Annotated in this window: 20 protein-coding genes; 7 read left to right on the forward strand and 13 right to left on the reverse strand. The window is 51.2% G+C overall.

Going from position 1 to position 20,319, the window contains the following annotated elements:
* Positions 1-171: 171 nt before the first annotated feature.
* Genes H0248_RS00195 through H0248_RS00210 form a run of 4 tightly spaced genes read right to left on the reverse strand, consistent with a single transcriptional unit; the run spans position 172 to position 3,690 of the window.
* Positions 172-1,029, reverse strand: a complete 858-nt coding sequence (locus tag H0248_RS00195) for a metal ABC transporter permease (RefSeq protein ID WP_014915282.1) — start codon at positions 1,027-1,029, stop codon at positions 172-174.
* Positions 1,026-1,889, reverse strand: coding sequence for a metal ABC transporter permease (locus H0248_RS00200; RefSeq protein ID WP_010275570.1), 864 nt, complete (start codon positions 1,887-1,889; stop codon positions 1,026-1,028). Before H0248_RS00200 ends, H0248_RS00195 begins: the two co-directional genes overlap by 4 nt.
* On the reverse strand, positions 1,889-2,779 hold the full coding sequence (locus H0248_RS00205; protein ID WP_180784232.1) for a manganese/iron ABC transporter ATP-binding protein: 891 nt from the start codon (positions 2,777-2,779) through the stop codon (positions 1,889-1,891). The genes H0248_RS00200 and H0248_RS00205 overlap by 1 nt, the downstream gene beginning before the upstream one ends.
* Positions 2,776-3,690 (reverse strand): metal ABC transporter substrate-binding protein, encoded by a 915-nt coding sequence (locus tag H0248_RS00210; RefSeq protein WP_180784233.1) that lies wholly within the window; start codon positions 3,688-3,690, stop codon positions 2,776-2,778. The genes H0248_RS00205 and H0248_RS00210 overlap by 4 nt, the downstream gene beginning before the upstream one ends.
* Before the next feature lie 953 nt (positions 3,691-4,643).
* Between H0248_RS00210 and H0248_RS00215 the strand changes: the two genes are divergently transcribed.
* The 3 genes from H0248_RS00215 to rlmA all read left to right on the forward strand — a co-directional run bounded on the left by H0248_RS00215 (position 4,644) and on the right by rlmA (position 5,973).
* Positions 4,644-4,760, forward strand: a complete 117-nt coding sequence (locus H0248_RS00215; protein ID WP_085996916.1) for a DUF2627 domain-containing protein — start codon at positions 4,644-4,646, stop codon at positions 4,758-4,760.
* A gap of 41 nt (positions 4,761-4,801) precedes the next feature.
* Positions 4,802-5,011, forward strand: coding sequence for a transcription antiterminator/RNA stability regulator CspE (gene cspE / locus H0248_RS00220; RefSeq protein WP_005968829.1), 210 nt, complete (start codon positions 4,802-4,804; stop codon positions 5,009-5,011).
* A 128-nt stretch (positions 5,012-5,139) separates the two neighbouring features.
* Positions 5,140-5,973 carry a 23S rRNA (guanine(745)-N(1))-methyltransferase gene (gene rlmA, locus H0248_RS00225; RefSeq protein WP_180784234.1) on the forward strand — a complete coding sequence of 278 codons (834 nt, stop codon included), beginning with the start codon at positions 5,140-5,142 and terminating at the stop codon, positions 5,971-5,973.
* A 67-nt stretch (positions 5,974-6,040) separates the two neighbouring features.
* Here rlmA and mntP read toward each other — a convergent pair whose 3' ends face one another.
* From mntP to manX, 5 genes are all read right to left on the reverse strand, one after another.
* Positions 6,041-6,613: a manganese efflux pump MntP gene (gene mntP, locus H0248_RS00230; RefSeq protein WP_180784235.1), complete on the reverse strand. Its 573-nt coding sequence runs from the start codon at positions 6,611-6,613 to the stop codon at positions 6,041-6,043.
* A gap of 424 nt (positions 6,614-7,037) precedes the next feature.
* The gene (locus H0248_RS00235; protein WP_180784236.1) at positions 7,038-7,496 is read right to left on the reverse strand and encodes a DUF986 family protein; all 459 of its coding nucleotides are present in this window, start codon (positions 7,494-7,496) and stop codon (positions 7,038-7,040) included.
* Positions 7,497-7,574: 78 nt separating this feature from the next.
* Positions 7,575-8,417 carry a PTS mannose transporter subunit IID gene (locus tag H0248_RS00240; protein WP_014915287.1) on the reverse strand — a complete coding sequence of 281 codons (843 nt, stop codon included), beginning with the start codon at positions 8,415-8,417 and terminating at the stop codon, positions 7,575-7,577.
* A 14-nt stretch (positions 8,418-8,431) separates the two neighbouring features.
* Positions 8,432-9,229 (reverse strand): PTS mannose/fructose/sorbose transporter subunit IIC, encoded by a 798-nt coding sequence (locus tag H0248_RS00245; RefSeq protein ID WP_180784237.1) that lies wholly within the window; start codon positions 9,227-9,229, stop codon positions 8,432-8,434.
* A 177-nt stretch (positions 9,230-9,406) separates the two neighbouring features.
* Positions 9,407-10,375, reverse strand: a complete 969-nt coding sequence (gene manX / locus H0248_RS00250; protein WP_039529327.1) for a PTS mannose transporter subunit IIAB — start codon at positions 10,373-10,375, stop codon at positions 9,407-9,409.
* 569 nt (positions 10,376-10,944) lie between these two features.
* Here manX and H0248_RS00255 point away from each other — a divergent pair.
* Positions 10,945-12,501 carry a TerC family protein gene (locus H0248_RS00255; RefSeq protein ID WP_180784238.1) on the forward strand — a complete coding sequence of 519 codons (1,557 nt, stop codon included), beginning with the start codon at positions 10,945-10,947 and terminating at the stop codon, positions 12,499-12,501.
* A 123-nt stretch (positions 12,502-12,624) separates the two neighbouring features.
* Here H0248_RS00255 and sdaA read toward each other — a convergent pair whose 3' ends face one another.
* The 3 genes from sdaA to pabB all read right to left on the reverse strand — a co-directional run bounded on the left by sdaA (position 12,625) and on the right by pabB (position 16,417).
* Complete coding sequence (gene sdaA, locus H0248_RS00260) at positions 12,625-13,989, reverse strand: L-serine ammonia-lyase (protein WP_039511315.1); 1,365 nt, start codon at positions 13,987-13,989, stop codon at positions 12,625-12,627.
* Between the two features lie 395 nt (positions 13,990-14,384).
* Positions 14,385-14,978: a CoA pyrophosphatase gene (locus H0248_RS00265; protein WP_180784239.1), complete on the reverse strand. Its 594-nt coding sequence runs from the start codon at positions 14,976-14,978 to the stop codon at positions 14,385-14,387.
* A complete protein-coding gene (pabB, locus tag H0248_RS00270; RefSeq protein WP_180784240.1) occupies positions 14,975-16,417 on the reverse strand; it encodes an aminodeoxychorismate synthase component 1 in 1,443 nt (480 codons plus the stop codon). Before pabB ends, H0248_RS00265 begins: the two co-directional genes overlap by 4 nt.
* A 143-nt stretch (positions 16,418-16,560) precedes the next feature.
* On the opposite strand from pabB, the gene H0248_RS00275 reads away from it, so the two are divergent.
* Positions 16,561-16,809 carry a YoaH family protein gene (locus tag H0248_RS00275; RefSeq protein ID WP_180784241.1) on the forward strand — a complete coding sequence of 83 codons (249 nt, stop codon included), beginning with the start codon at positions 16,561-16,563 and terminating at the stop codon, positions 16,807-16,809.
* A gap of 116 nt (positions 16,810-16,925) precedes the next feature.
* On the opposite strand, the gene H0248_RS00280 is transcribed toward H0248_RS00275, so the two are convergent.
* Positions 16,926-17,270, reverse strand: a complete 345-nt coding sequence (locus H0248_RS00280) for a RidA family protein (protein WP_039275097.1) — start codon at positions 17,268-17,270, stop codon at positions 16,926-16,928.
* 229 nt (positions 17,271-17,499) lie between these two features.
* Here H0248_RS00280 and H0248_RS00285 point away from each other — a divergent pair, with 229 nt between their 5' ends.
* Together H0248_RS00285 and tsaB are read left to right on the forward strand one after the other, a co-directional pair.
* The gene (locus H0248_RS00285) at positions 17,500-19,419 is read left to right on the forward strand and encodes an ATP-dependent DNA helicase (RefSeq protein WP_180784242.1); all 1,920 of its coding nucleotides are present in this window, start codon (positions 17,500-17,502) and stop codon (positions 19,417-19,419) included.
* A 116-nt stretch (positions 19,420-19,535) separates the two neighbouring features.
* Complete coding sequence (tsaB, locus tag H0248_RS00290; protein ID WP_102117571.1) at positions 19,536-20,237, forward strand: tRNA (adenosine(37)-N6)-threonylcarbamoyltransferase complex dimerization subunit type 1 TsaB; 702 nt, start codon at positions 19,536-19,538, stop codon at positions 20,235-20,237.
* Positions 20,238-20,319: the final 82 nt, after the last annotated feature.

Below are 20,319 nucleotides of genomic sequence, written 5' to 3' on the forward strand. Positions count from 1 at the left end.
CAGTGATAACCGATCGGTGGAGATAGCGCGAAACAAGTATAGTCGGAATTAAACATCACGGAGTTAGGATGGCGCTCAATCTGTTTGATGAAAAAATAAAATAGGGATAAGTGACGTAACCGGTGGTTATTTTCCGGTTACGTCATGCTAAAGGACTTATAGAAAAAAGGATTACAGTGCGTCGGTGATAGCCTGAGAGGTTGCCTGACGACGCAATTTAAGCTGGTGGTAGGTCAGTGCTAGCGTAAAGAACAGGGCCTGAACGATGACGATACAAGGGCCTGTGGCGCCATCGATGTAGAAACTGATCAGGGTGCCGGCAATACAGGAAATGACGGAAACCAGCGTGGCGACGAGAACCATCCGCTCGAAGCGCTTACAGACCATGAAGGCAATAATGCCCGGCGCAATCAGCATCGCAATCACCAGAATAACGCCGACGGCCTGTAAGGATGCGACAATCGTCATCGCCAGCAGGCTCAGCAATCCGTAGTGCAGCAGCTTAACGGGCAGACCAATGACGCGAGCATGATTGGGATCGAAGCAGTACAGCATAAAATCTCGGCGCTTTAACAAGATGATGGCCAGCGTCACCCCAGCGATCAGTAAGATTTGCGTCAGCTCTTGCTGAGTGATGCCCAGCACGTTACCAAACAGAATATGGTTCAGGTGCTGATCGGTATCGATGCGCGCAAACATCACAAGCCCCAGCGCAAACATGCCGGAAAAGATGATCCCCATAACTGTGTCTTCTTTGACCCGGCTGTGTTCCTTCACGTAGCCCGTTGCGACCGCACAAAAAATACCGGAAACGAAAGCCCCGATGACTAATGGGATCCCCAGTAAAAACGCAACAACGATGCCTGGCAGCACCGCATGGGAAATAGCATCACCCATTAGTGACCAGCCTTTCAGCACCAGATAACACGAGAGCACGGCGCAGACCGTACCGGTGACGACGGCGGCGAGTAACGCACGCTGCATGAACGGGTAGGACAGGGGATCGATGAGCCAGCTAATGAGCGTCATAATGCATCTCCTGATTGATCGCGTAACCGCAGGCGGCGCGATGCTAGCAACCCGTGCTTGGGTGCAAAGACAAACGCCAACAGGAAGACGACGGTTTGCAACGTGACAATCACGCCGCCGGTTGCACCATCAAGGAAGAAACTTAGATACGCCCCGACGGCGCTGGTGATCGCACCCAGTGCAATAGAAATGACAACCAGACGACCAAATCTATCGGTGAGCAGGTAAGCCGTGGCACCCGGCGTAATCACCATCGCGATCACCAAAATCGCCCCGACAGTTTGCAACGCAGCGACCGTACAGGCACTCAGCAGCGTAAAGAACAGAATTTTTAGCTTCAGCGGGGAAAGGCCAATGGAGCGGGCATGGTTCTCATCAAAGAACACGGCCAGCAGATCTTTCCACAGCAGGCACAGAATCACGAACGTTACGCCGATGATGATTTCAACTTGCAGAATATCTTCGTCAGCAATACCTAAAATATTGCCAAAAATGATGGATTGCACGTTAACCGATGTCGGGTTGAGCGAAATAATCAGCAGGCCGACGGCGAAAAACGTGGAGAAAATAAAGCCGATAATCGCATCTTCACGCAATCGGGTAATGTGACGAATCAGGGTCATCGCCAGCGCGGCGAGCATGCCGGTAAAAAATGCACCTGCCGCGTAGGGCAAGCCCAGCGCATAGGCTCCTGCGACACCGGGGACGACGGAGTGGGAGAGCGCATCGCCCATCAGCGACCAGCCTTTCAGCATCAGGTATGCCGAAAGAAAAGCACACACGCCGCCGACAATCGCGCTGACCCAGATCGCCTTGACCATGTAATTATAGCTGAATGGCTGCAACAGGATATCGATCATCAGGGCTTTTTCTCCTCCGGTATCACGCGTGATGCAGGAGGATCGCTCTTGGTCGACCCATAGAACACGGCTGGACGTTCATCGTCTGTTAACACCGTCACCGAACGGACATCGTTATCATCGTGAAGATGAGATCCCCCGAGGTTGATATGTCGCAGCACGCCACCGAACGTTTTCTCCAAATTGCTTTGGGTAAAGGTGCTATGCGTCGGCCCTGCGGCTAAAACGGTGCGGTTGACCAAAATAACGTTGTCACAAAACTCAGGAACGCTACCGAGGTTATGGGTTGCCACCAAAATCAAATGCCCTTCATCGCGCAAGGTGCGAAGCAGGTCGATAATCGCGTTCTCTGTTTTAACGTCTACGCCGGTGAAAGGCTCATCTAGCAGCAACACGCTGCCTTGTTGAGCCAGCGCCCGTGCCAGAAAGACGCGCTTTTTCTGTCCACCTGAAAGCTCACCGATCTGGCGATGTTGCAGCGCTGATAGCCCGACGCGCTCCAGCGACTCCGCGACAATAGCGCGGTCCTGTTTACTGGGAATACGCAGGAAATTCATTCTCCCGTAGCGTCCCATCATGACCACGTCGGAAACCAAAACGGGGAAATTCCAGTCCACGTCTTCTGTTTGTGGAACATAAGCAACCAGATTCTGTTTCAGTGCCTGGTAGATCGGTTGCTGGTTGAGCAGTACCTGCCCTGAGGTGGGTTTGACCAACCCCATGATGCTTTTGAACAACGTTGATTTTCCACTGCCGTTTACGCCAACCAAGGCGCAGATCGTACCGCCACTCAGGGAAAACGAGGCATGGCGAATAGCCTGATGCCCGTTGCTGTAAGTAACCGAAACATCATTGACTGCTAATGACTGTACTGCTCGATCACTACTCATTGATTAAATCCTTTAGCGATAGTTTCCACCGTCACTTTTAACAGGTCGATATAGGTTGGCACTGGGCCTTTCTCTGTAGACAGAGAATCAACATACAGCACGCCGCCATATTTCGCCCCCGTTTCTTTACTGACCTGTTTTGCCGGCTTATCGGAAACGGTGCTTTCACTGAATACGACAGGGATAGCCTTCTCACGCACGGTATCGATAACCCGACGCACCTGCTGCGGTGAACCTTGTTCGTCGGCATTGATTGGCCAGAGGTAGACTTCATTGAACTGATAATCTTTTGCCAGATAGCTGAACGCCCCTTCACTGGTGACTAACCAGCGCTGCGGTTCTGGGATACGGGCAAGACGTTCACGCAGCGGCGCGTCGAGAGCCTTAATTTTTTCCGCATAGGCTTTGGCATTACGGTTATACGTCTCTGCGTTCACGGGATCGGCTTGTACTAGGCCTTTGCGGATATTTTCAATATAGATTAATGCGTTGGAGGGCGACATCCAGGCATGCGGGTTTGGGTTGCCATGATAGGCCCCTTCGCGGATAGGAAGCGGGGTGATGCCTTCTGTCACCACAACAGCGTGCACATTTTTCACGTTCTCGAAAAAGCGCGTAAACCAACGTTCGAGATTCATGCCGTTCCACAGCACCAACTGTGCAGACTGTGTTTTAACAATATCACGTGGTGTCGGTTGATAATCATGAATCTCCGCACCGGGTTTGATGATGGACTCAACCGTCGCCGCGTCGCCCGCGATATTCTGTGCGATATCCTGAATGATGGTAAAGGTCGTGATGACTTTAAGCTTTTCAGCCGCCGGAGCGGAGGTACTGGCTAAAAGCAGTAAAGCGCACGGCAGCGCGATGCGACGGAATAGGGCAGGTAAATGAGCGTGAAAACCAATCATGCGGATATCCTTACAAACCGTGAAAGTGTTAATTGAGAATAATTATCAATATCATTCAAGTCAAGAGGCAGAGAAGGGCAGGGAGTGAATATTGGAGGGTGTCTCATGACACAAGAAATCACTATTCGCAGGCACGTAGCACGCACTTGCGCGGGTAAGGAACGCATCATGCCCCTTTGATAACAGAAATGTTGCTTTAATTTAATGAATCGTACTTAAGGTTACAACGAAAGTCTAACGGTAACAGCAGTGAACTGTCGCGCGACTATACATAGTTATACGTATGGTGAAATTTACGCCAAAAGAAGAGAGAAATTTGATGCGTCCTTAAAAAAATGTCGACGACTGCCGATAAACCATAAAGAATGTGAGAGATGTCTCTATTTTATATTTATACAAAAGGATTGTAAGCGATATGAGCACAAAATCAGAGCGACGTTGGAAGCTAGCAAGTTTCGTTTTATTGACTTTTTTGGTGGTATTATTAGTTCTGCTGGTTAAAAGCAGTTAATTACTAACGTGACGAAATGTTAGGTTGTAAATAATTTCTATTATGTAATGTATTAATGGAAAAGATATAGATAGCATAGAAATGACAATCGATTTTAAAGATTGATATAAGCGTGACTGTAGTCGGGCATGCCTTTTTGTTAATAGTCAATATCCTTTCATAGCAGGGCGCCAATTATAGCTTTTTGTTATGATTGCCGATACCGCTGCGCCAAAAATGCAGCGGTAGTCGCGTATTTTTTCATAGTAGAATCTGACATACGCTTATTGTGTCGTACCAAAAGTCGCCTGTGAATATAGGTCTCAGCGAGTATTATCGTGTATTAATGAATCAAGGATGACGCGAATTTGTGCGGCATGTCCACGACTGATAAAAAAGCCCTTGCCATCGTTTACATAGTGTGTAATAACGCTCATGGGTAAAACGAGGTACAGTTCTGTATATGAATGGCATTTTCAGTAAAGAAGACTTAAGTACAACCTTTAGTGTTGCATGCTGCTTCTCTGCCGATCCTTATCTTAGTGCCTCAAGCAGTAACGACTTTGGTTTGTCTGTATAACGCCTTTTTGGCGGTTTAAACAATTAAAGGAAATATTTGAAATGGCAAAGATTAAAGGTCAGGTTAAGTGGTTCAACGAGTCTAAAGGCTTTGGTTTCATCACTCCTGCTGACGGCAGCAAAGATGTATTCGTACACTTCTCTGCAATTCAAGGCAACGGCTTCAAAACTCTGGCTGAAGGCCAGAACGTAGAATTCGAAATTCAGGATGGCCAGAAAGGTCCTTCTGCAGTAAACGTCACTGCGCTGTAAGTTTACAGCTCTGTTGCAAAACCCGCCATGGTGCGGGTTTTTTGTTGTCTGCATTTTATCTGCACCCGTGATACTTTTATCTACACCCGTCATGCAATGAAGACGTTTTTAATGAGGAAAATGTGCCGATGAGTTATCAGTGTCCGCTATGCCAGTTACCTCTGGAGCGACACCCGCGGCAATGGACGTGTGGTAAACATAGCTTTGACTGTGCAAAAGAAGGGTACGTTAACCTGTTGCCAGTACAGTTTAAGCGATCAAAACAGCCTGGCGACAGTGCTGAAATGATGCAGGCGCGGCGCTGCTTTCTAGAGGCCGGTCACTACCAACCGCTACGTGACGCCGTTGCGCAGCACGTAGATCGTATTACGGCGGATGACGCTGCGGCGCTGCTGGATATCGGCTGTGGCGAAGGGTATTACACTGCCGAGCTGGCCCACCGTCTCACATCGCGCAGAACGATGACGATATACGGGCTGGATGTTTCCAAAGCGGCGATTCAGCGTGCGGCAAAGCGGTATGACAACGTTGAATTTTGCGTGGCTTCCAGCCAGCGGTTACCTTTCCAGAATCAATCCCTTGATGCTGTGGTAAAGATCTATGCGCCGTGTAATGACGCGGAATTACAGCGCACGGTTAAGGTTGGCGGTTGGGTGGTGACGGTATCTCCGGGGCCACGGCATCTTTATCAACTGAAAGCAGAAGTCTACGATGAGGTGTTATTACATCCGAGCAAAGATGAAGTGTTCGCAGGCTTTCAGCTTATGGATCAGCAAACGCTCGCGTATCCGATGCAGCTATCCGGGAGTGAGGCTGCCGCATTATTGCAAATGACGCCCTTTGCCTGGCGGGCAACGCCAGACGTCAGCGAGCGGCTGCAGGCGGCCACCGCGTTTAGTTGTGAAACAGACTTTATTGTCCGCTTGCATCAGCGTGTTGATAGCGACGCGGTAGTTGCGTAATCGAGAAGAATAAAAACGGGCAGCGCGATAGTCGGTCTGCCCGTTGATCTGAAGCATGACGGGTATATCAGGCGGCGTAGCCGAGGTGTTCGTACAGGATATTGCAGCCGATACCAATCAGAACCAGCCCGCCCATCACTTCTGCTTTTTTACCGAGAATCGGGCCGATATAGCGGCCAATCATCATTCCGAGCGTCACCATAATCATGGTGGCGCAGCCTATCACCATCGCAGTATGGAAAATATTGACCTGAAGGAAGGCCAGACCGACGCCGATTGCCATGGCATCCAGGCTGGTGGCGACGGCAGTACAGATCAGTAGCGCCAGACTATGATTTTTGACTTTTTCGCAGCGGCAGTCCGAAGAACCTTTGAGGCCTTCAACAATCATGCGGCCACCCAGAATCAGTAACAGCGTAAAGGCAACCCAGTGATCCCATTCGAGAATATATTGGCTGGCAAAAAAACCGAGTGCCCAGCCGATGAGCGGAGTGATAGCTTCGATAACACCAAAAATGAGGCCAGTACGAATGGCATCGCGGAAACGGGGATTATGCAGGACGGCACCTTTACCGATTGACGCGGCGAAGGCATCCATTGACATACCCAATGCTAGGATAAGTGTTGCTGACATGTTCATTTTAAGTAGCCTCGGCTGGACGATTAACCATATACACGCAGATCATCCCCAACCCGAATGATGATGCCACGTGTCTATGGTCTCGCCTGCCAATCACGCTTGGCCGCCCGCACCACGTTTATGCTCCGATAATATGGAGATAGAACGAGTATGTTGATACGAGCATTTCTGACGAGTGATTATGAATAATGACTAATCAGAAATCGGCTACTCCCCAATGACGGCGCAACCTTACCATATTATTTATGGTGCAAACAACACTAAAAGTTTTAAGTGTTAATAATGCAATTGATAATTATTTTCATTTGAACATTGGCAATGAAGGGCCGTATAAAATAACGCCAGAGTGATTGTGGTTAAAATACCATCTAAACATGAGGTGTATAGTCAACGTTATTTTAAATAATTTAAACGTAAGCTTACCTCATTGATTTTCAATCATAAATTTATATATTCTCTCTAAATCGTCGAGCTGTGCAACCTGTATCAATAAACGACGCTTCTCAAGTTCGATAACTAATACGCCATCCTCAGATAAATTCATATTTTTAATTCTGATATAAGGAATGAATATATTCGCATAAAAGAACCCGGTTGATTTAAAAACCAGTTTGGGACGGCGAATATAAGCCAGATAGCACGCCATGAAGGCCAGCGAAATCAAAAGATAGGTGGTGATAATGGCACCATTGCTCATCACATTCTGATAAATAAGAATGCCGACTAAGCCGATAAAAATCAGCGTATCGAGTCGATTCATCCGCTTTAAGGGGACGAGGATCTGTGTTTTCCCTTTGAGTTTATCCATGATGAACTCATCGTAGATGGCATAAACCAGTGCTAATGCAATCAACACCACTAGCGTGATATCCGTCATCGTCATCCGTATTATCCTTGCCCGTTAACTATTTGTGTCCGTGAATAAAAATGGCTGGGCGTATTGGCACCCAGCCACTGAACATTACACGCCGAGCAGGCCGATCCAGTACCCGAAGATACCAATGGCGAAGAAGCCCATGATAAGCCACAGCGCGTTGACCTTGCGCCGTAACAGCCACATACAGCCGAACGTCAGCAGTAGGGGAACAAGTCCCGGCATGAGCTGGTCAAGGATGGATTGAACGGTGGTCACTGTGGTTTCCCCGTTCTGATTCGTCACTGTCGACACCACCATCGGGATGTTGACGTGAGTCCATTTATTGACTAATGCCCCCATGACGAACAAGCCGAGAATAGAGGCGGCCTCCGTCATTTTTTGCAGGAAACCACCGCCCATATCGCTGACGATATCTATCCCTTTGCGGTAGCCGTAGGCGACGCCATAGTAACGCACCAGCAGGCGAACCAGGTTAAACAGGACGAAGAAGAGAATCGGCCCCAACAGGCTGCCGCTCATGGCAATCCCTGCGCCGAGCGCAGCGAATACCGGACGTGCAGTGCCCCAGAATATCGGGTCGCCGACGCCAGCCAGTGGCCCCATCAGCCCGACTTTCAGACCGTTTATTGCCGCGTCATCGATAGGAGCACCGTTCGCACGTTGCTCTTCCATCGCCATGGTTACGCCGAGTATCGGCGCGGCAACAAAAGGCTGCGTATTGAAGAACTCCAAATGGCGTTTGATTGCCTGTTTACGCTCTTCCGAATTTTCAGGATAAAGACGGCGAATCACCGGCACCATGGAAAAACAGAAGCCGAGCGCCTGCATACGTTCAAAGTTCCAGGAACCTTGAAACAGGTTGGAACGGATAAAGACCGCGCGGATGTCGCTGTCAGTGAGTTTTTTGACATTCGTATTTTCGACCATTTTTCTCACTCCTGTTAATCCAGTTCGTTATCAAGGTTGTTATTGCCTGATGAAACCGGCTGGCCTTGAATCTTGTTATATTTCGGGCTGAGCTGGATATACAGCACCGCCATCACAATACCAATTACGCCCAGCGCCACCAGGTTAAACTGGGTGAACGCGGCGGTAACGAAGCCAAGATAGAAGAACGGCATCAAGTAGCCCGCGCGCATCATGTTGATGACCATCGCGTAGCCGACAACAACAATCATGCCCCCGGCGATATTCAGGCCGTTGGTCACCACTTCCGGGATGGAGTTCAACAGCGCGTGAACGGCGTCGGTACCAACGGAAACAGCAACGATTACCGCAGGAATCGCGATACGCATAGCCTGTAGCAGTAGGGCAGAAACGTGAATCCAACTGATAGCCGTTAGATTACCTCGCTCTGCCGCGCTGTCTGCCGCATGCTGGAACGCAACGGTGATGGTACGAACAATGATGGTTAATACTTGCCCAGCGGCAGCGAGCGGAATGGCTAAAGCAATCCCTGCGCCGATCCCCTGACCGCCGGCAATGACCAGAATGGTTGAGATAATGGACGCCAGCGCCGCATCTGGCGCTACGGCCGCACCGATGTTCATCCAGCCTAACGCGATCATTTCCAGCGTACCGCCGATAATGATCCCCGTTTTTAAATCACCTAACACTGCACCAATCAGCGTACAGGCGACGAGTGGACGGTGGAACTGGAATTCATCAAGAATCGAACCCATCCCCGAAACACACGCGACGAGAAATATCAGCACAATTTGAAGTGTGGTAATCTCCATCGTACTTCTCCTATAAAATGTGTCTGAGTAAAAATAAATCGCCATCCCCGTTGATTTCCTATGCCGACATAAAGCTTCTCAATATCGACATAAATGCATATCTTGAAAATCGTCAGGTCTATAAAGCTATTATTGATGGTGACATTAGCGTTAATAACCGTCGTAGCACGATAGGTATCAACGCGGCATTTTGTTAATTAAGTCCATCATTTTAATTCGGGAATCGGTTGATACTTTCCGAACCTCCAATTCAATACCGCGTTTATCTAATTCACGGAACGCCGCAATGTCCTTCTCATCGATAGAGACGGCATTATTGACCTGCGTTTTCCCCTGCTTGAATGCCATCCCGCCAATATTGACCGAGGTGATATTTACGCCATTTTCGATCAGCGTTAATACATCCGTCGGATTGGTGAACAGCAGCATCACGCGGTCGGCGGCATACTTCGGATTGTCATAAACACGAACGGCTTTTGCCACATCCACCACGTGCGCGGTAACGCCCGGTGGCGCAACCTGAGTCAGCAACGTTTTACGCACGTGATCGGCGGCGACTTCATCGCTGACAACAATAATGCGCGAAACATTGGTTTCTTTCGTCCAGCGGGTGGCGACCTGACCATGAATCAGGCGGTCGTCGATACGAGCCAGTCCAATCTTCATGTGTTCGCCGGGTCCTGCCGGTGTGGGTACAGCGTTGGCTTTTGGTGTTGGTGGAGGAGAAGGGGGCGCGACGTTGGATTTTTCCTGATGTTTCAGGGCTTTTACACCATCTCTGCCGGTTTCCAGCGCGATAGAAACCAGATCGGAGAAGGACGGATTATCATCCCGGGCCATAAAGGTTTCTGCTAGCATGGGAATATTCACGCCGGCGATAACATCATGGTTTTCTTTGTTGGTGACGAGGCGGCTGGCCGCGTTGAATGGGCTGCCGCCCCAGGTATCAACGAGAAACAGCACGCCTTGTGATGTGTCTAACTGCGTGAGTTTTTCCTGATATTTTTCTATCAATGTTTCGGCGTTTTCTCCAGGAACGAAATCAATCCAGGCGACATTACTTTGCTCGCCAAGAATCATTTCTGCTGTCTTTAACAGCGGTCCCGCAGTGGCGCCGTGAGTGCATAACATGATTGCAATACTCACTTGCTACCTCCTCACGTTCACGATCAAAAAAGAGTCAATGTGTCAGGAAACCGGGTTCGCGTTCACGAGCTGAACGTTAACCGTCGCGGTATTAGTATGGCTGCAAGAAAAAATTTTACCGTGGATTCATGACATTCACTGTGTTCCTCCAGGTTGTCAGGCGAGAAATCGTGACTGACAGATTTATTTTACTTATCGAAAAAATAAATAGTGTGATGATGCTCTAATGCTGACCAGTTAAACCACGGGTTAAAAGGGCGCTGAATGGGAAGATTTAGACGCATTATCAATGCGAAGTCGGCCGTAAGAAATTCTTTGTGAAAATTGGTAACAACCTGTTAGAGTAAACATCCCTTAAATTGCTTAGGAGCACCGGGCATCAGCCCTTCCCATGGACTGTCACCGACAAAACGTTCTTTGTTTTCCCGCTAATGCTGGCGGTTTTCTGTACTCAGCTGGTCACTCAGACCACATTCAGAATCTCTCTGATTCACACCAACTCTTTTTATTACCATTCAATGCGGCTCATGCATTGATGTCATCTGCTCGTTCATTTTCTGGAGTCTGACATGGAATTTTTGCTAGATCCTTCAATCTGGGCAGGCTTATTGACACTGGTGGTACTGGAAATTGTTCTGGGTATCGACAACTTGGTGTTTATCGCCATTTTGGCGGATAAGTTACCCCCCAAACAGCGAGATAAAGCCCGCATTATCGGTTTAAGCCTGGCGCTGCTAATGCGTCTGGGGCTGTTGTCTTTGATTTCCTGGATGGTCACCCTGACGCGTCCACTGTTTAGCTTTGGCGATTTCAGCTTCTCGGGCCGTGACCTGATTTTGCTGTTCGGTGGCGTGTTCCTCTTGTTCAAAGCGACGATGGAGCTGCATGAACGGCTAGAAAATAAAACGCACGACGGCAATGGCAATCGCGCCCATGCGAGCTTCTGGGCCGTTGTGGCACAGATCGTCGTGCTGGATGCCGTGTTCTCGCTGGATGCCGTGATTACTGCGGTGGGCATGGTGGATAACCTGGGGATCATGATGACGGCGGTGATCATTGCGATGGGCGTCATGCTGATTGCTTCTAAACCGTTGACCCGATTCGTCAATGAGCATCCAACGGTGGTTGTCCTGTGTCTCAGTTTCTTGCTGATGATTGGTTTGAGCCTGATGGCGGAAGGTCTTGGCTTCCACATTCCGAAAGGTTATCTGTACGCGGCGATTGGCTTCTCTATCCTGATCGAGCTGTTTAACCAAATTGCCCGTCATAACTTTATGAAGCATCAGTCACACCGTCCTTTGCGTGAACGTACCGCAGAGGCTATTTTGCGCCTGATGGGCTCACGGAAAAATACGGACGATGTGGATGCGGATGAACCGCAGAAGAAACTCACTACAGAGGAGTTTGCCGAGGAAGAGCGCAATATGATCAGCGGTGTGCTGACATTAGCCTCGCGTTCGCTGCGCAGCGTGATGACGCCGCGTACTGAAATTTCCTGGGTGGATAGCGCAAGTTCTGTCGAACAGATCCGTATGCAATTGCTGGATACGCCTCACAGCCTGTTCCCAATCTGTCGTGGCTCGCTGGATGAGCTTATCGGCGTCGTCCGCGCCAAGGATCTGCTGGTGGCGCTGGAAACGCAGACTGATGTGGAAAGCTTTGCTGCGGCTAACCCGCCAATCGTCGTGCCGGAAACGCTGGATGTGATTAACCTGCTGCCCGTTCTGCGTCGTGCGAAAGGTAGCCTGGTCATCATCGCCAACGAATTTGGCGTGGTGCAAGGGTTGGTTACGCCGCTGGACGTGCTGGAAGCGATTGCGGGTGAGTTCCCGGATGAAGACGAAACGCTGGATATCATCCCTGACGGCGAAGGCTGGTTGGTGAAAGGCGGAACGGATCTACACGCCTTGCAACAAGTAGTGGATAGCAGCGAGCTGGTTGATCCGAAGGAAGAGTATGCATCACTGGCAGGAATGCTGTTAGCGCATAGTGATGAGTTCCCGAAAGTCGGTGCCATCATTGAGTTGTACCACCTGCGCTTCCACATCATCGACGTGTCCGAATACCGTATTGAACTGGTGCGTGTAGAACGCATCATCGATCGGGAAGAGGATGAAGATGCGTAAACCGTTCTGCGTAAGTAGATGACAAAATGAAGCCCCGCCAATTGGCGGGGCTTTTTAATCGGTGGAAATAAAAACAGAAGTGGGGTGCGGGCTAATCACACGGCTTTTTAATCACACTGTACTTTAATCACACTGTACTTTAATCGCCAGTCCGCCCCGTGAGGTTTCACGGTATTTAGCGTTCATGTCTTTACCTGTTTCGTACATGGTTTCAATCACCTTATCCAGCGAGACGCGTGCTTCGCTGGTGCGGCGGGTTGCCATGCGGGCGGCGTTAATCGCCTTAACGGAAGCAATCGCGTTACGTTCGATGCACGGAACCTGTACTTGGCCAGCGACCGGATCGCAGGTTAAACCCAGATTGTGTTCCATGCCGATCTCGGCGGCGACGCAAACCTGTTCCGGGCTCGCACCCATCAGCTCTGCCAGTCCAGCGGCGGCCATGGAGCAGGCGACGCCCACTTCGCCCTGACAGCCTACCTCAGCACCGGAGATGGAGGCGTTCATTTTGTACAGAATGCCTACCGCGCCTGCTGCGAGGAAATAACGAATATAAATGGTCGGGCTAACCGGCTCGATGAAGTGGTCGTAATAAGCGAGGACAGCAGGGACGATGCCGCACGCGCCGTTCGTTGGCGCGGTAACCACACGGCCACCTGCGGCGTTTTCTTCATTCACCGCCAGCGCGAACATATTGACCCAGTCCACCACGTTCATCGGATCGTTGGACAGCTTATCGGAAGACACCAGCATACGGCGTAGCGCAGAGGCACGACGTGGCACGCGCAACGGTCCGGGTAAAACACCTTCGGTGTTCATGCCGCGATCGATACAGGCACGCATCGTCTGCCAGATATCGGCAAAGTAGGCGTCAATGTCCTGACGGCTGTGCAGCGCCAGCTCGTTACGCATCACCATCCCAGAAAGCGACAGGCCACTTTGTTTGCAGTGATCCAGCATCTCTTTGGCGGAATTGAACGTATAGGGAACGGATACATCCGTGGCGCTGTCTTTGCCAAAATTCTCTGCATCGACAATGAAGCCGCCGCCGATGGAGTAATAGGTTTTGCTATAAATTTCTTTATTGCCGGCAAAGGCGGTGATGGTCATGCCGTTTTCGTGCAGCGGCAGATTTTCACTGCGGAAAACCATGCCACCTTCGCGTGGGAAATCTACCTCGTGTTGCCCGTTAGCCAGCAGCAGGCGTTCGCGTTGCTCAACATCGCGGATGAAACCGGGAATGGCATCAATATCAACGGTATCCGGCATGTTGCCCGCCAGTCCCATAATGATAGCGATATCCGTATGGTGGCCTTTACCCGTCAGAGACAGCGAGCCATACACATCGACGGCAATGCGCGTGGTGGCGGTCAGTCGATCCTGGGTGATCAATTCATCGACAAATTGCTTACCGGCTTTCATCGGTCCAACCGTATGAGAGCTAGAGGGGCCAATACCGATCTTAAACATGTCGAAAACGCTTATCACGCGAAACTCCTCAAAGACTCAGGGTCGTACCCACTCTTTGTTATCCGGTCGCCTACATCCGGTTCCTTCATCATAATCAGATAGTTATGCTGCAAATTATCTGATGATTTCGGTTCCAGCGAGACATGACCTGAATTTTAGTGGATATATACCCAAAGATTAGAATAAAACTCGTCAAATCGCGCTATTGTAGTGTGGAATATGTTGTGTGGCTTTCTTTTTCGCATGAAATAAACTTATGTCATCACATAATTTAACTTATCCTAAATGTGAATTAAGTAATTGTAATTTATACAATTGATTGCTTTTTGATCGCAAAGGCCGCTTTTTAAATAAGGATATTTGGCGAGGGAAAAGAAGTGGTGAGCCAAAAGCCGCTGAACGCGGCATTGAGCTTAGGGCCTGTCAGAAATCTGTAAGGCGAGCTGGTGGATGATGGCGGCGGTTAGCCCCCAGACAAACTGCTGCTGATACCAGGAAAGATAAACCCGATGACGCTGCTGCTTGCGCTCAATATCCAGTGGGTAATAGCGTGTCAACGCGAAGGCCTCATCCAGCGGCATTTCAAACAGTTCAGCGACTTCGTCTTCATTGGGATAAAAGCGCGTCTGTGGGGCGATCAGCCCGACAACCGGTGTGACCTGAAATCCACTGACGCTGTCCAGCGGCGGTAATACGCCCAGCACCTGGACGTTTTCCGGTGGGATAGCCACTTCTTCCTGCGCTTCACGCAGCGCCGTTTCGATGATGGAACGATCTTCTTTATCCGCCGCTCCGCCAGGGAACGCCACTTGTCCTGCATGCTTACGCAGTTCGGCAGAACGTCGGGTCAATAACAGCGTGGGTGTAGGGTGACAAATAATTGGCACCAGAACCGCAGCCTGACGCTGCTGGTGCACAGGCCGCAGCGATGGCGGAAGCTGTAACTGAAAGCGCGTAATAAAGTCGTTCAGTACAAAAGCCGTTGGCGGTAAGGCGATCTCACTCATTTATTCGGTACCTGAATTGTCTGGGATCCATCCAGCAGGGGAAGGATGCGACCCACTTTATCAAATGTTTCCTGATATTCAGCCTGTTCCTGACTGTCGGCGACGATGCCGCCGCCCGCCCAGCAGTAAATTCTGCCGCGTTCGGTGAGTAACGTCCTGATGGTGATATTAGTATCCATAGTGCCGCACAGACTGATGTAACCGATGCTGCCGCAGTAGGCATTGCGGCGCTGAGGTTCCAGTTCTTCAATAATCTGCATCGCGCGGATTTTGGGTGCGCCAGTAATCGAACCGCCGGGGAAACAGGCGCGTAGCAGCGTGGTTGCAGGGCAATCTTCCGGGAGCTGTGCTTCAATCGTGCTGACCAGATGGTGCACGGCGGGGAAAGGTTCGACGACGAACAACTCCGGCACGCGGACGCTGCCCGGGACCGCGACGCGACCGATGTCGTTACGCAGAAGATCGACAATCATCAGATTTTCTGAGCGATCTTTCTCCGAATTAGCGAGCCGCACCGCCTGTTGTTTATCAGCCTCTGGGTTTGCGAGGCGTGGCAGAGTGCCTTTAATCGGGCGCGTTTGAATGCGGTGATTTTCCAGCCAGAGAAAACGTTCCGGCGATACACTGATGACGGTATTTTCTGGCAGACGCATGAAGGCGGAAAAGGGCGCCTTATTGCCTGCTGACAATCGTAAAAATGCCTGCCATTCATCACCAGCGTAAGCCGCAGAAAAGCGCTGTGCCAGATTGACCTGATAGCAATCGCCCGCCAGAAGGTAGTCCTGTATTTTGCGGAATTTTTCGCCATATGCGTTGCGTGACATGTTCGGTTGCCAATTGCTGGTGAGGCTGAAATCGGCTTTCGGGGTATCAACGGGCGGAGTCGCTAGCCCGTCGAGCCTCGCCTGAAGGGAATGATGTACGATCAGCGTTAACGTCTGCCGATGATGATCGGCAACCAGCGCCCAGTCGTAGAGACCCACCGCCATATCCGGCAAATCGATATCTTGCTCGGCCTGTGCGGGCAACGTTTCAATCTGACGTCCCAAATCGTATCCGAACAGGCCAAGTGCGCCCCCCTGAAAAGGGAAATCAGGATGTGTGTCCGTGGACAACGCGAGTGAATCAAGCTGCGCTTGCAGTAGATCAAAGGGATCGCCGTTTACGATGTTCGTGACACCGTCACGCATGATTTCCGTTTTGCCTCCGCGTGTGCAAAGTGTGACTCGCGGATCAGCGACCATAATATCGAAGCGATTATGCGGATGATCGGCAAACCCAGAATGCAGCAACATCGCCCACGGCTGTTGGGAAAAGGGCGCAAAGCGATCGAGCAGCACGGTCGGATAGTAAGGCAGCGCGTGATAAATAGCGGCGGAACCTGTCGCAGCGGTCGAATCGCTGGTGTCGGTTACGTGAGTCGTATTGGCGGCAATCATGTTTTTCGTGTTGTGTCTACAGTATGGCTATGTTGATAGCGCGTCGATTTTCCTGCCCATAGCGTACCACAAAGCAGAAATACTGGTGTATGCCGACGCGGGCATGCGATGATACGTCCAAATTTACCAACCAGGAAGTTATCATGATTGCAGGTATGCCCGCACTGACGCACAAGCAGCAGCAAGATGCTGTAGAGCGTATTCAGGAACTCATGTCTGAGGGGATGAGCAGCGGCCAGGCGATAGCACTGGTTGCTGCGGAGATCCGCCAGAATCATCAAGGTGACACCGTCGCGATGATGTTTGACGAAGAGGATGACGCATTTAATGACAGTAATGACAGCGACGAAGAGCACGATTTTGACGATGGGGAAGAAGAGGAAGAGCAGTAACCACCTTTCTTCCTCTATACCCGTCATACTTCAAGTTGCATGTGCGTTNNTCGGGATTCCCTCGCTTGCCGCCTTCCTGAAACTCGAATTATTTAGGGTATAAAAGTGGTGATAGCTTATATTGCCGCAATCGCTTTGATTTCGACTTTGAATTTCGGGTGCATCAATTTAGCCTGCACGGTGCAGCGTACAGGTGCGCTGCCCGCCACGACCCAGGCATCCCACGCGGCGTTCATCGCAGCAAAATCATCCGCATCAACGAGAAAAATCGTCACGTCCAACAGTTTGCTCTTATCCGTTCCCGCCTGTTGCAGAATCGCATCTAACGCGGCCAGCGCGTTTTCCGTTTGCGCCTGTGCGTCATCATCCAGATTTTCCGGCACGCTGGTGTAATAGAGCGTGTTGTTGTGGATGACGGCGTCTGACCAGCGGGCTTCAGGATTAATTCGTGTGATCGCCATGAGGTGGGGTTTCTCCATTGTGGTGATAACTAAAAATTGTGGGGATAGTTAAAATAGTGACATCAATCAATACCAGCCGCCAAGCCTAACACAGCAGGTTGCGGCACGCTTTCCTGATTTAAGGTGGTAGCGTCGGGTGACTCTTGGCATAATCAGCGCGATATTTTGCCACGACCTGAAACGGTTAGCGGCTTACAGAGACAGCATTCCCTTCAACAAGAGAGCAGGCGTGACGAACGATCGTGTAATTGATGATTTTGCTAATGACGGCGTGCTGGCCAAAGCGATCACTGGCTTCAAACCGCGTGAACCACAGCGGCAGATGGCGCAGGCCGTCATGCGGGCCATCGCCGATAAAACAGCGCTGGTGGTGGAAGCGGGAACCGGAACCGGTAAAACCTATGCCTACCTTGCGCCCGCCCTGCGTTCAGATAAAAAAGTCATCATTTCAACCGGTTCGAAAGCGCTACAGGATCAGCTCTATAGCCGCGATTTACCGACGATTGCGCAGGCGCTGAAGTACAAAGGCAAATTAGCGCTGCTGAAAGGTCGCTCGAATTACCTTTGTCTGGAACGGCTCGAACAGCAATCGCTGGGGGGCGGTGATTTACCCGGTGAAACGCTGAGCGAACTGGTTCGGCTGCGTGGCTGGTCGTCGGAAACGACGGAAGGCGATGTCACGACCTGTTCAGGCGTCGCGGAAGACAGCGCGATCTGGCCGTTAGTGACCAGCACCAACGATAACTGTCTGGGCAGCGACTGCCCGCACTATAAAGAGTGCTTCGTGGTGAAAGCGCGGCGCAAGGCGATGGATGCCGATATCGTGGTGGTTAACCACCATCTCTATCTGGCCGATATGGTGGTGAAGGAGAGTGGTTTTGCGGAGCTGATCCCAGAAAGCGACGTCGTCATTTTCGATGAAGCCCACCAGATTCCCGATATCGCCAGCCAATATTTCGGCCAGCAGCTTTCCAGCCGCCAACTGCTGGATCTGGCGAAAGACATCATCATTGCTTACCGCACCGAAGTGCGCGACGCCTCTCAACTGCAAAAAAGTGCCGATCGCCTGACGCAGAGTACGCAGGATTTTCGGTTGGCGCTCGGCGATCCGGGGTTTCGCGGTAATCTGCGTGATGTACTCGAACAGCCGTCGCTTCAGCGTGCGCTGGTGCTGCTGGATGATGCGCTGGAGCTGTGTTACGACGTCGCGAAACTGTCGCTCGGGCGTTCAGCGCTGCTGGATGCCGCCTTTGAGCGCGCCACGCTCTATCGCAACCGCCTGAAACGGCTGAAAGACGTGCAGTTACCGGGTTACAGCTACTGGTATGAATGTAATTCACGTCATTTCGTGTTGGCGCTGACGCCGCTGTCCGTCTCCGATCGCTTTCGTGAACTGATAAAAGAGAAGCCTGCGGCCTGGGTGTTTACCTCCGCGACCCTGTCTGTTAACGATCAACTTTTCCACTTCACCGATAGGCTGGGGCTGGATAACGCGAATACGCTCCTGTTACCCAGCCCGTTTGATTATGCCAATCAGGCGCTGCTTTGCGTCCCCCGCAATTTGCCGGAAACCAATCGTCCCGGTGCGGCGAAAAGGCTGGCGGCAATGCTGCGGCCGTTGATTGAGGCGAATCAGGGGCGCTGCTTTATGCTGTGTACCTCGCATCAGATGATGCGCGATTTGGCGGCTGAATTCCGCGCCACGTTGACGTTACCGGTGCTGTTACAGGGTGAAACTGGCAAGGCGCAATTGCTGTCGCAGTTTGTAGCGGCAGGTAATGCCTTGCTGGTGGCGACCAGCAGCTTCTGGGAAGGGGTGGATGTGCGTGGCGATACGCTCTCCTGCGTCATTATCGATAAACTGCCGTTTACCTCACCGGACGATCCGCTGCTGAAGGCGCGTATTGAAGACTGCCGCCTGCGCGGTGGTGAGCCTTTCGACGATGTGCAGGTTCCCGATGCGGTGATTACCCTGAAGCAAGGCGTGGGCCGCCTCATCCGTGATGTTGAGGATCGCGGTGTGATTGTGATTTGCGATAATCGACTGGTGATGCGTCCGTATGGTGCCGTATTCCTTAACAGCCTGCCGCCGACGCCGCGAACTCGCGATATTGGGCAGGCGATTACTTTCCTGACGCGTAACACATAATTCCCAACTGGTGATTGCCGCATGGTTTTGACCGATGGTGGGAAGGGCTGCGGCACGACAGGGGCTTATGCTATGATACGGGTTATTAAGATTTATTTATCCTGCCTGAGGTTGGCATGTCTACGCGAATTCTAGCGCTTGATACCGCAACGGAAGCCTGTTCCGTCGCACTCTGGAATGAAGGTGAAATTCATTCTCTGTTCGAAATTTGTCCCCGTGAACACACACAACGTATTCTGCCGATGGTGCAGCAGGTGCTGGCCGATAGCGGCCTGACGCTCAAGGATCTTGATGCACTGGCCTTTGGTCAGGGGCCGGGAAGTTTTACCGGCGTACGGATTGGTATTGGCATTGCCCAAGGGCTGGCGCTGGGAGCTGATTTACCGCTGCTTGGCATCTCGTCACTGGCGACGATGGCACAGGGCGCTTTCCGTCTCACGCAGGCAAAGCAGGTGCTGGCGGCCATTGATGCGCGAATGGGTGAAGTGTACTGGGGCTGCTATCAGCGTGATGCTGACGGTAGCTGGCAGGGCGAGTCCGAGGAAGCGGTCTTGAAACCTGAACAGGTGCAGGCGTTAACTGCCGCGCTGTCAGGTGAATGGGCCACGGTAGGCACCGGATGGGAAACCTATCCTGAACTGGTCAGCCATTCCTCACTGGTATTAGCGAAGGGTGACGTGCTGCTGCCTCAGGCGCAGGACATGCTGCCGTTGGCCTGTCAGCTCTGGCAGGCAGGAAAAGCGGTCAGCGTTGAAAATGCGCAACCGCGCTACCTGCGTAATGAAGTGACCTGGAAGAAATTGCCCGGACGCGAGTAGTCCGAATGCCTGTCAGGCTTGAAGTATGACGTGTATAAACAGCAACTTATTTGATGCTAAGCAGTCTAACTATCAGATATCT

Origin of the sequence: Pectobacterium brasiliense (assembly GCF_013449685.1) — a bacterium.
In the GTDB taxonomy this organism is placed as follows: domain Bacteria; phylum Pseudomonadota; class Gammaproteobacteria; order Enterobacterales; family Enterobacteriaceae; genus Pectobacterium; species Pectobacterium brasiliense_A.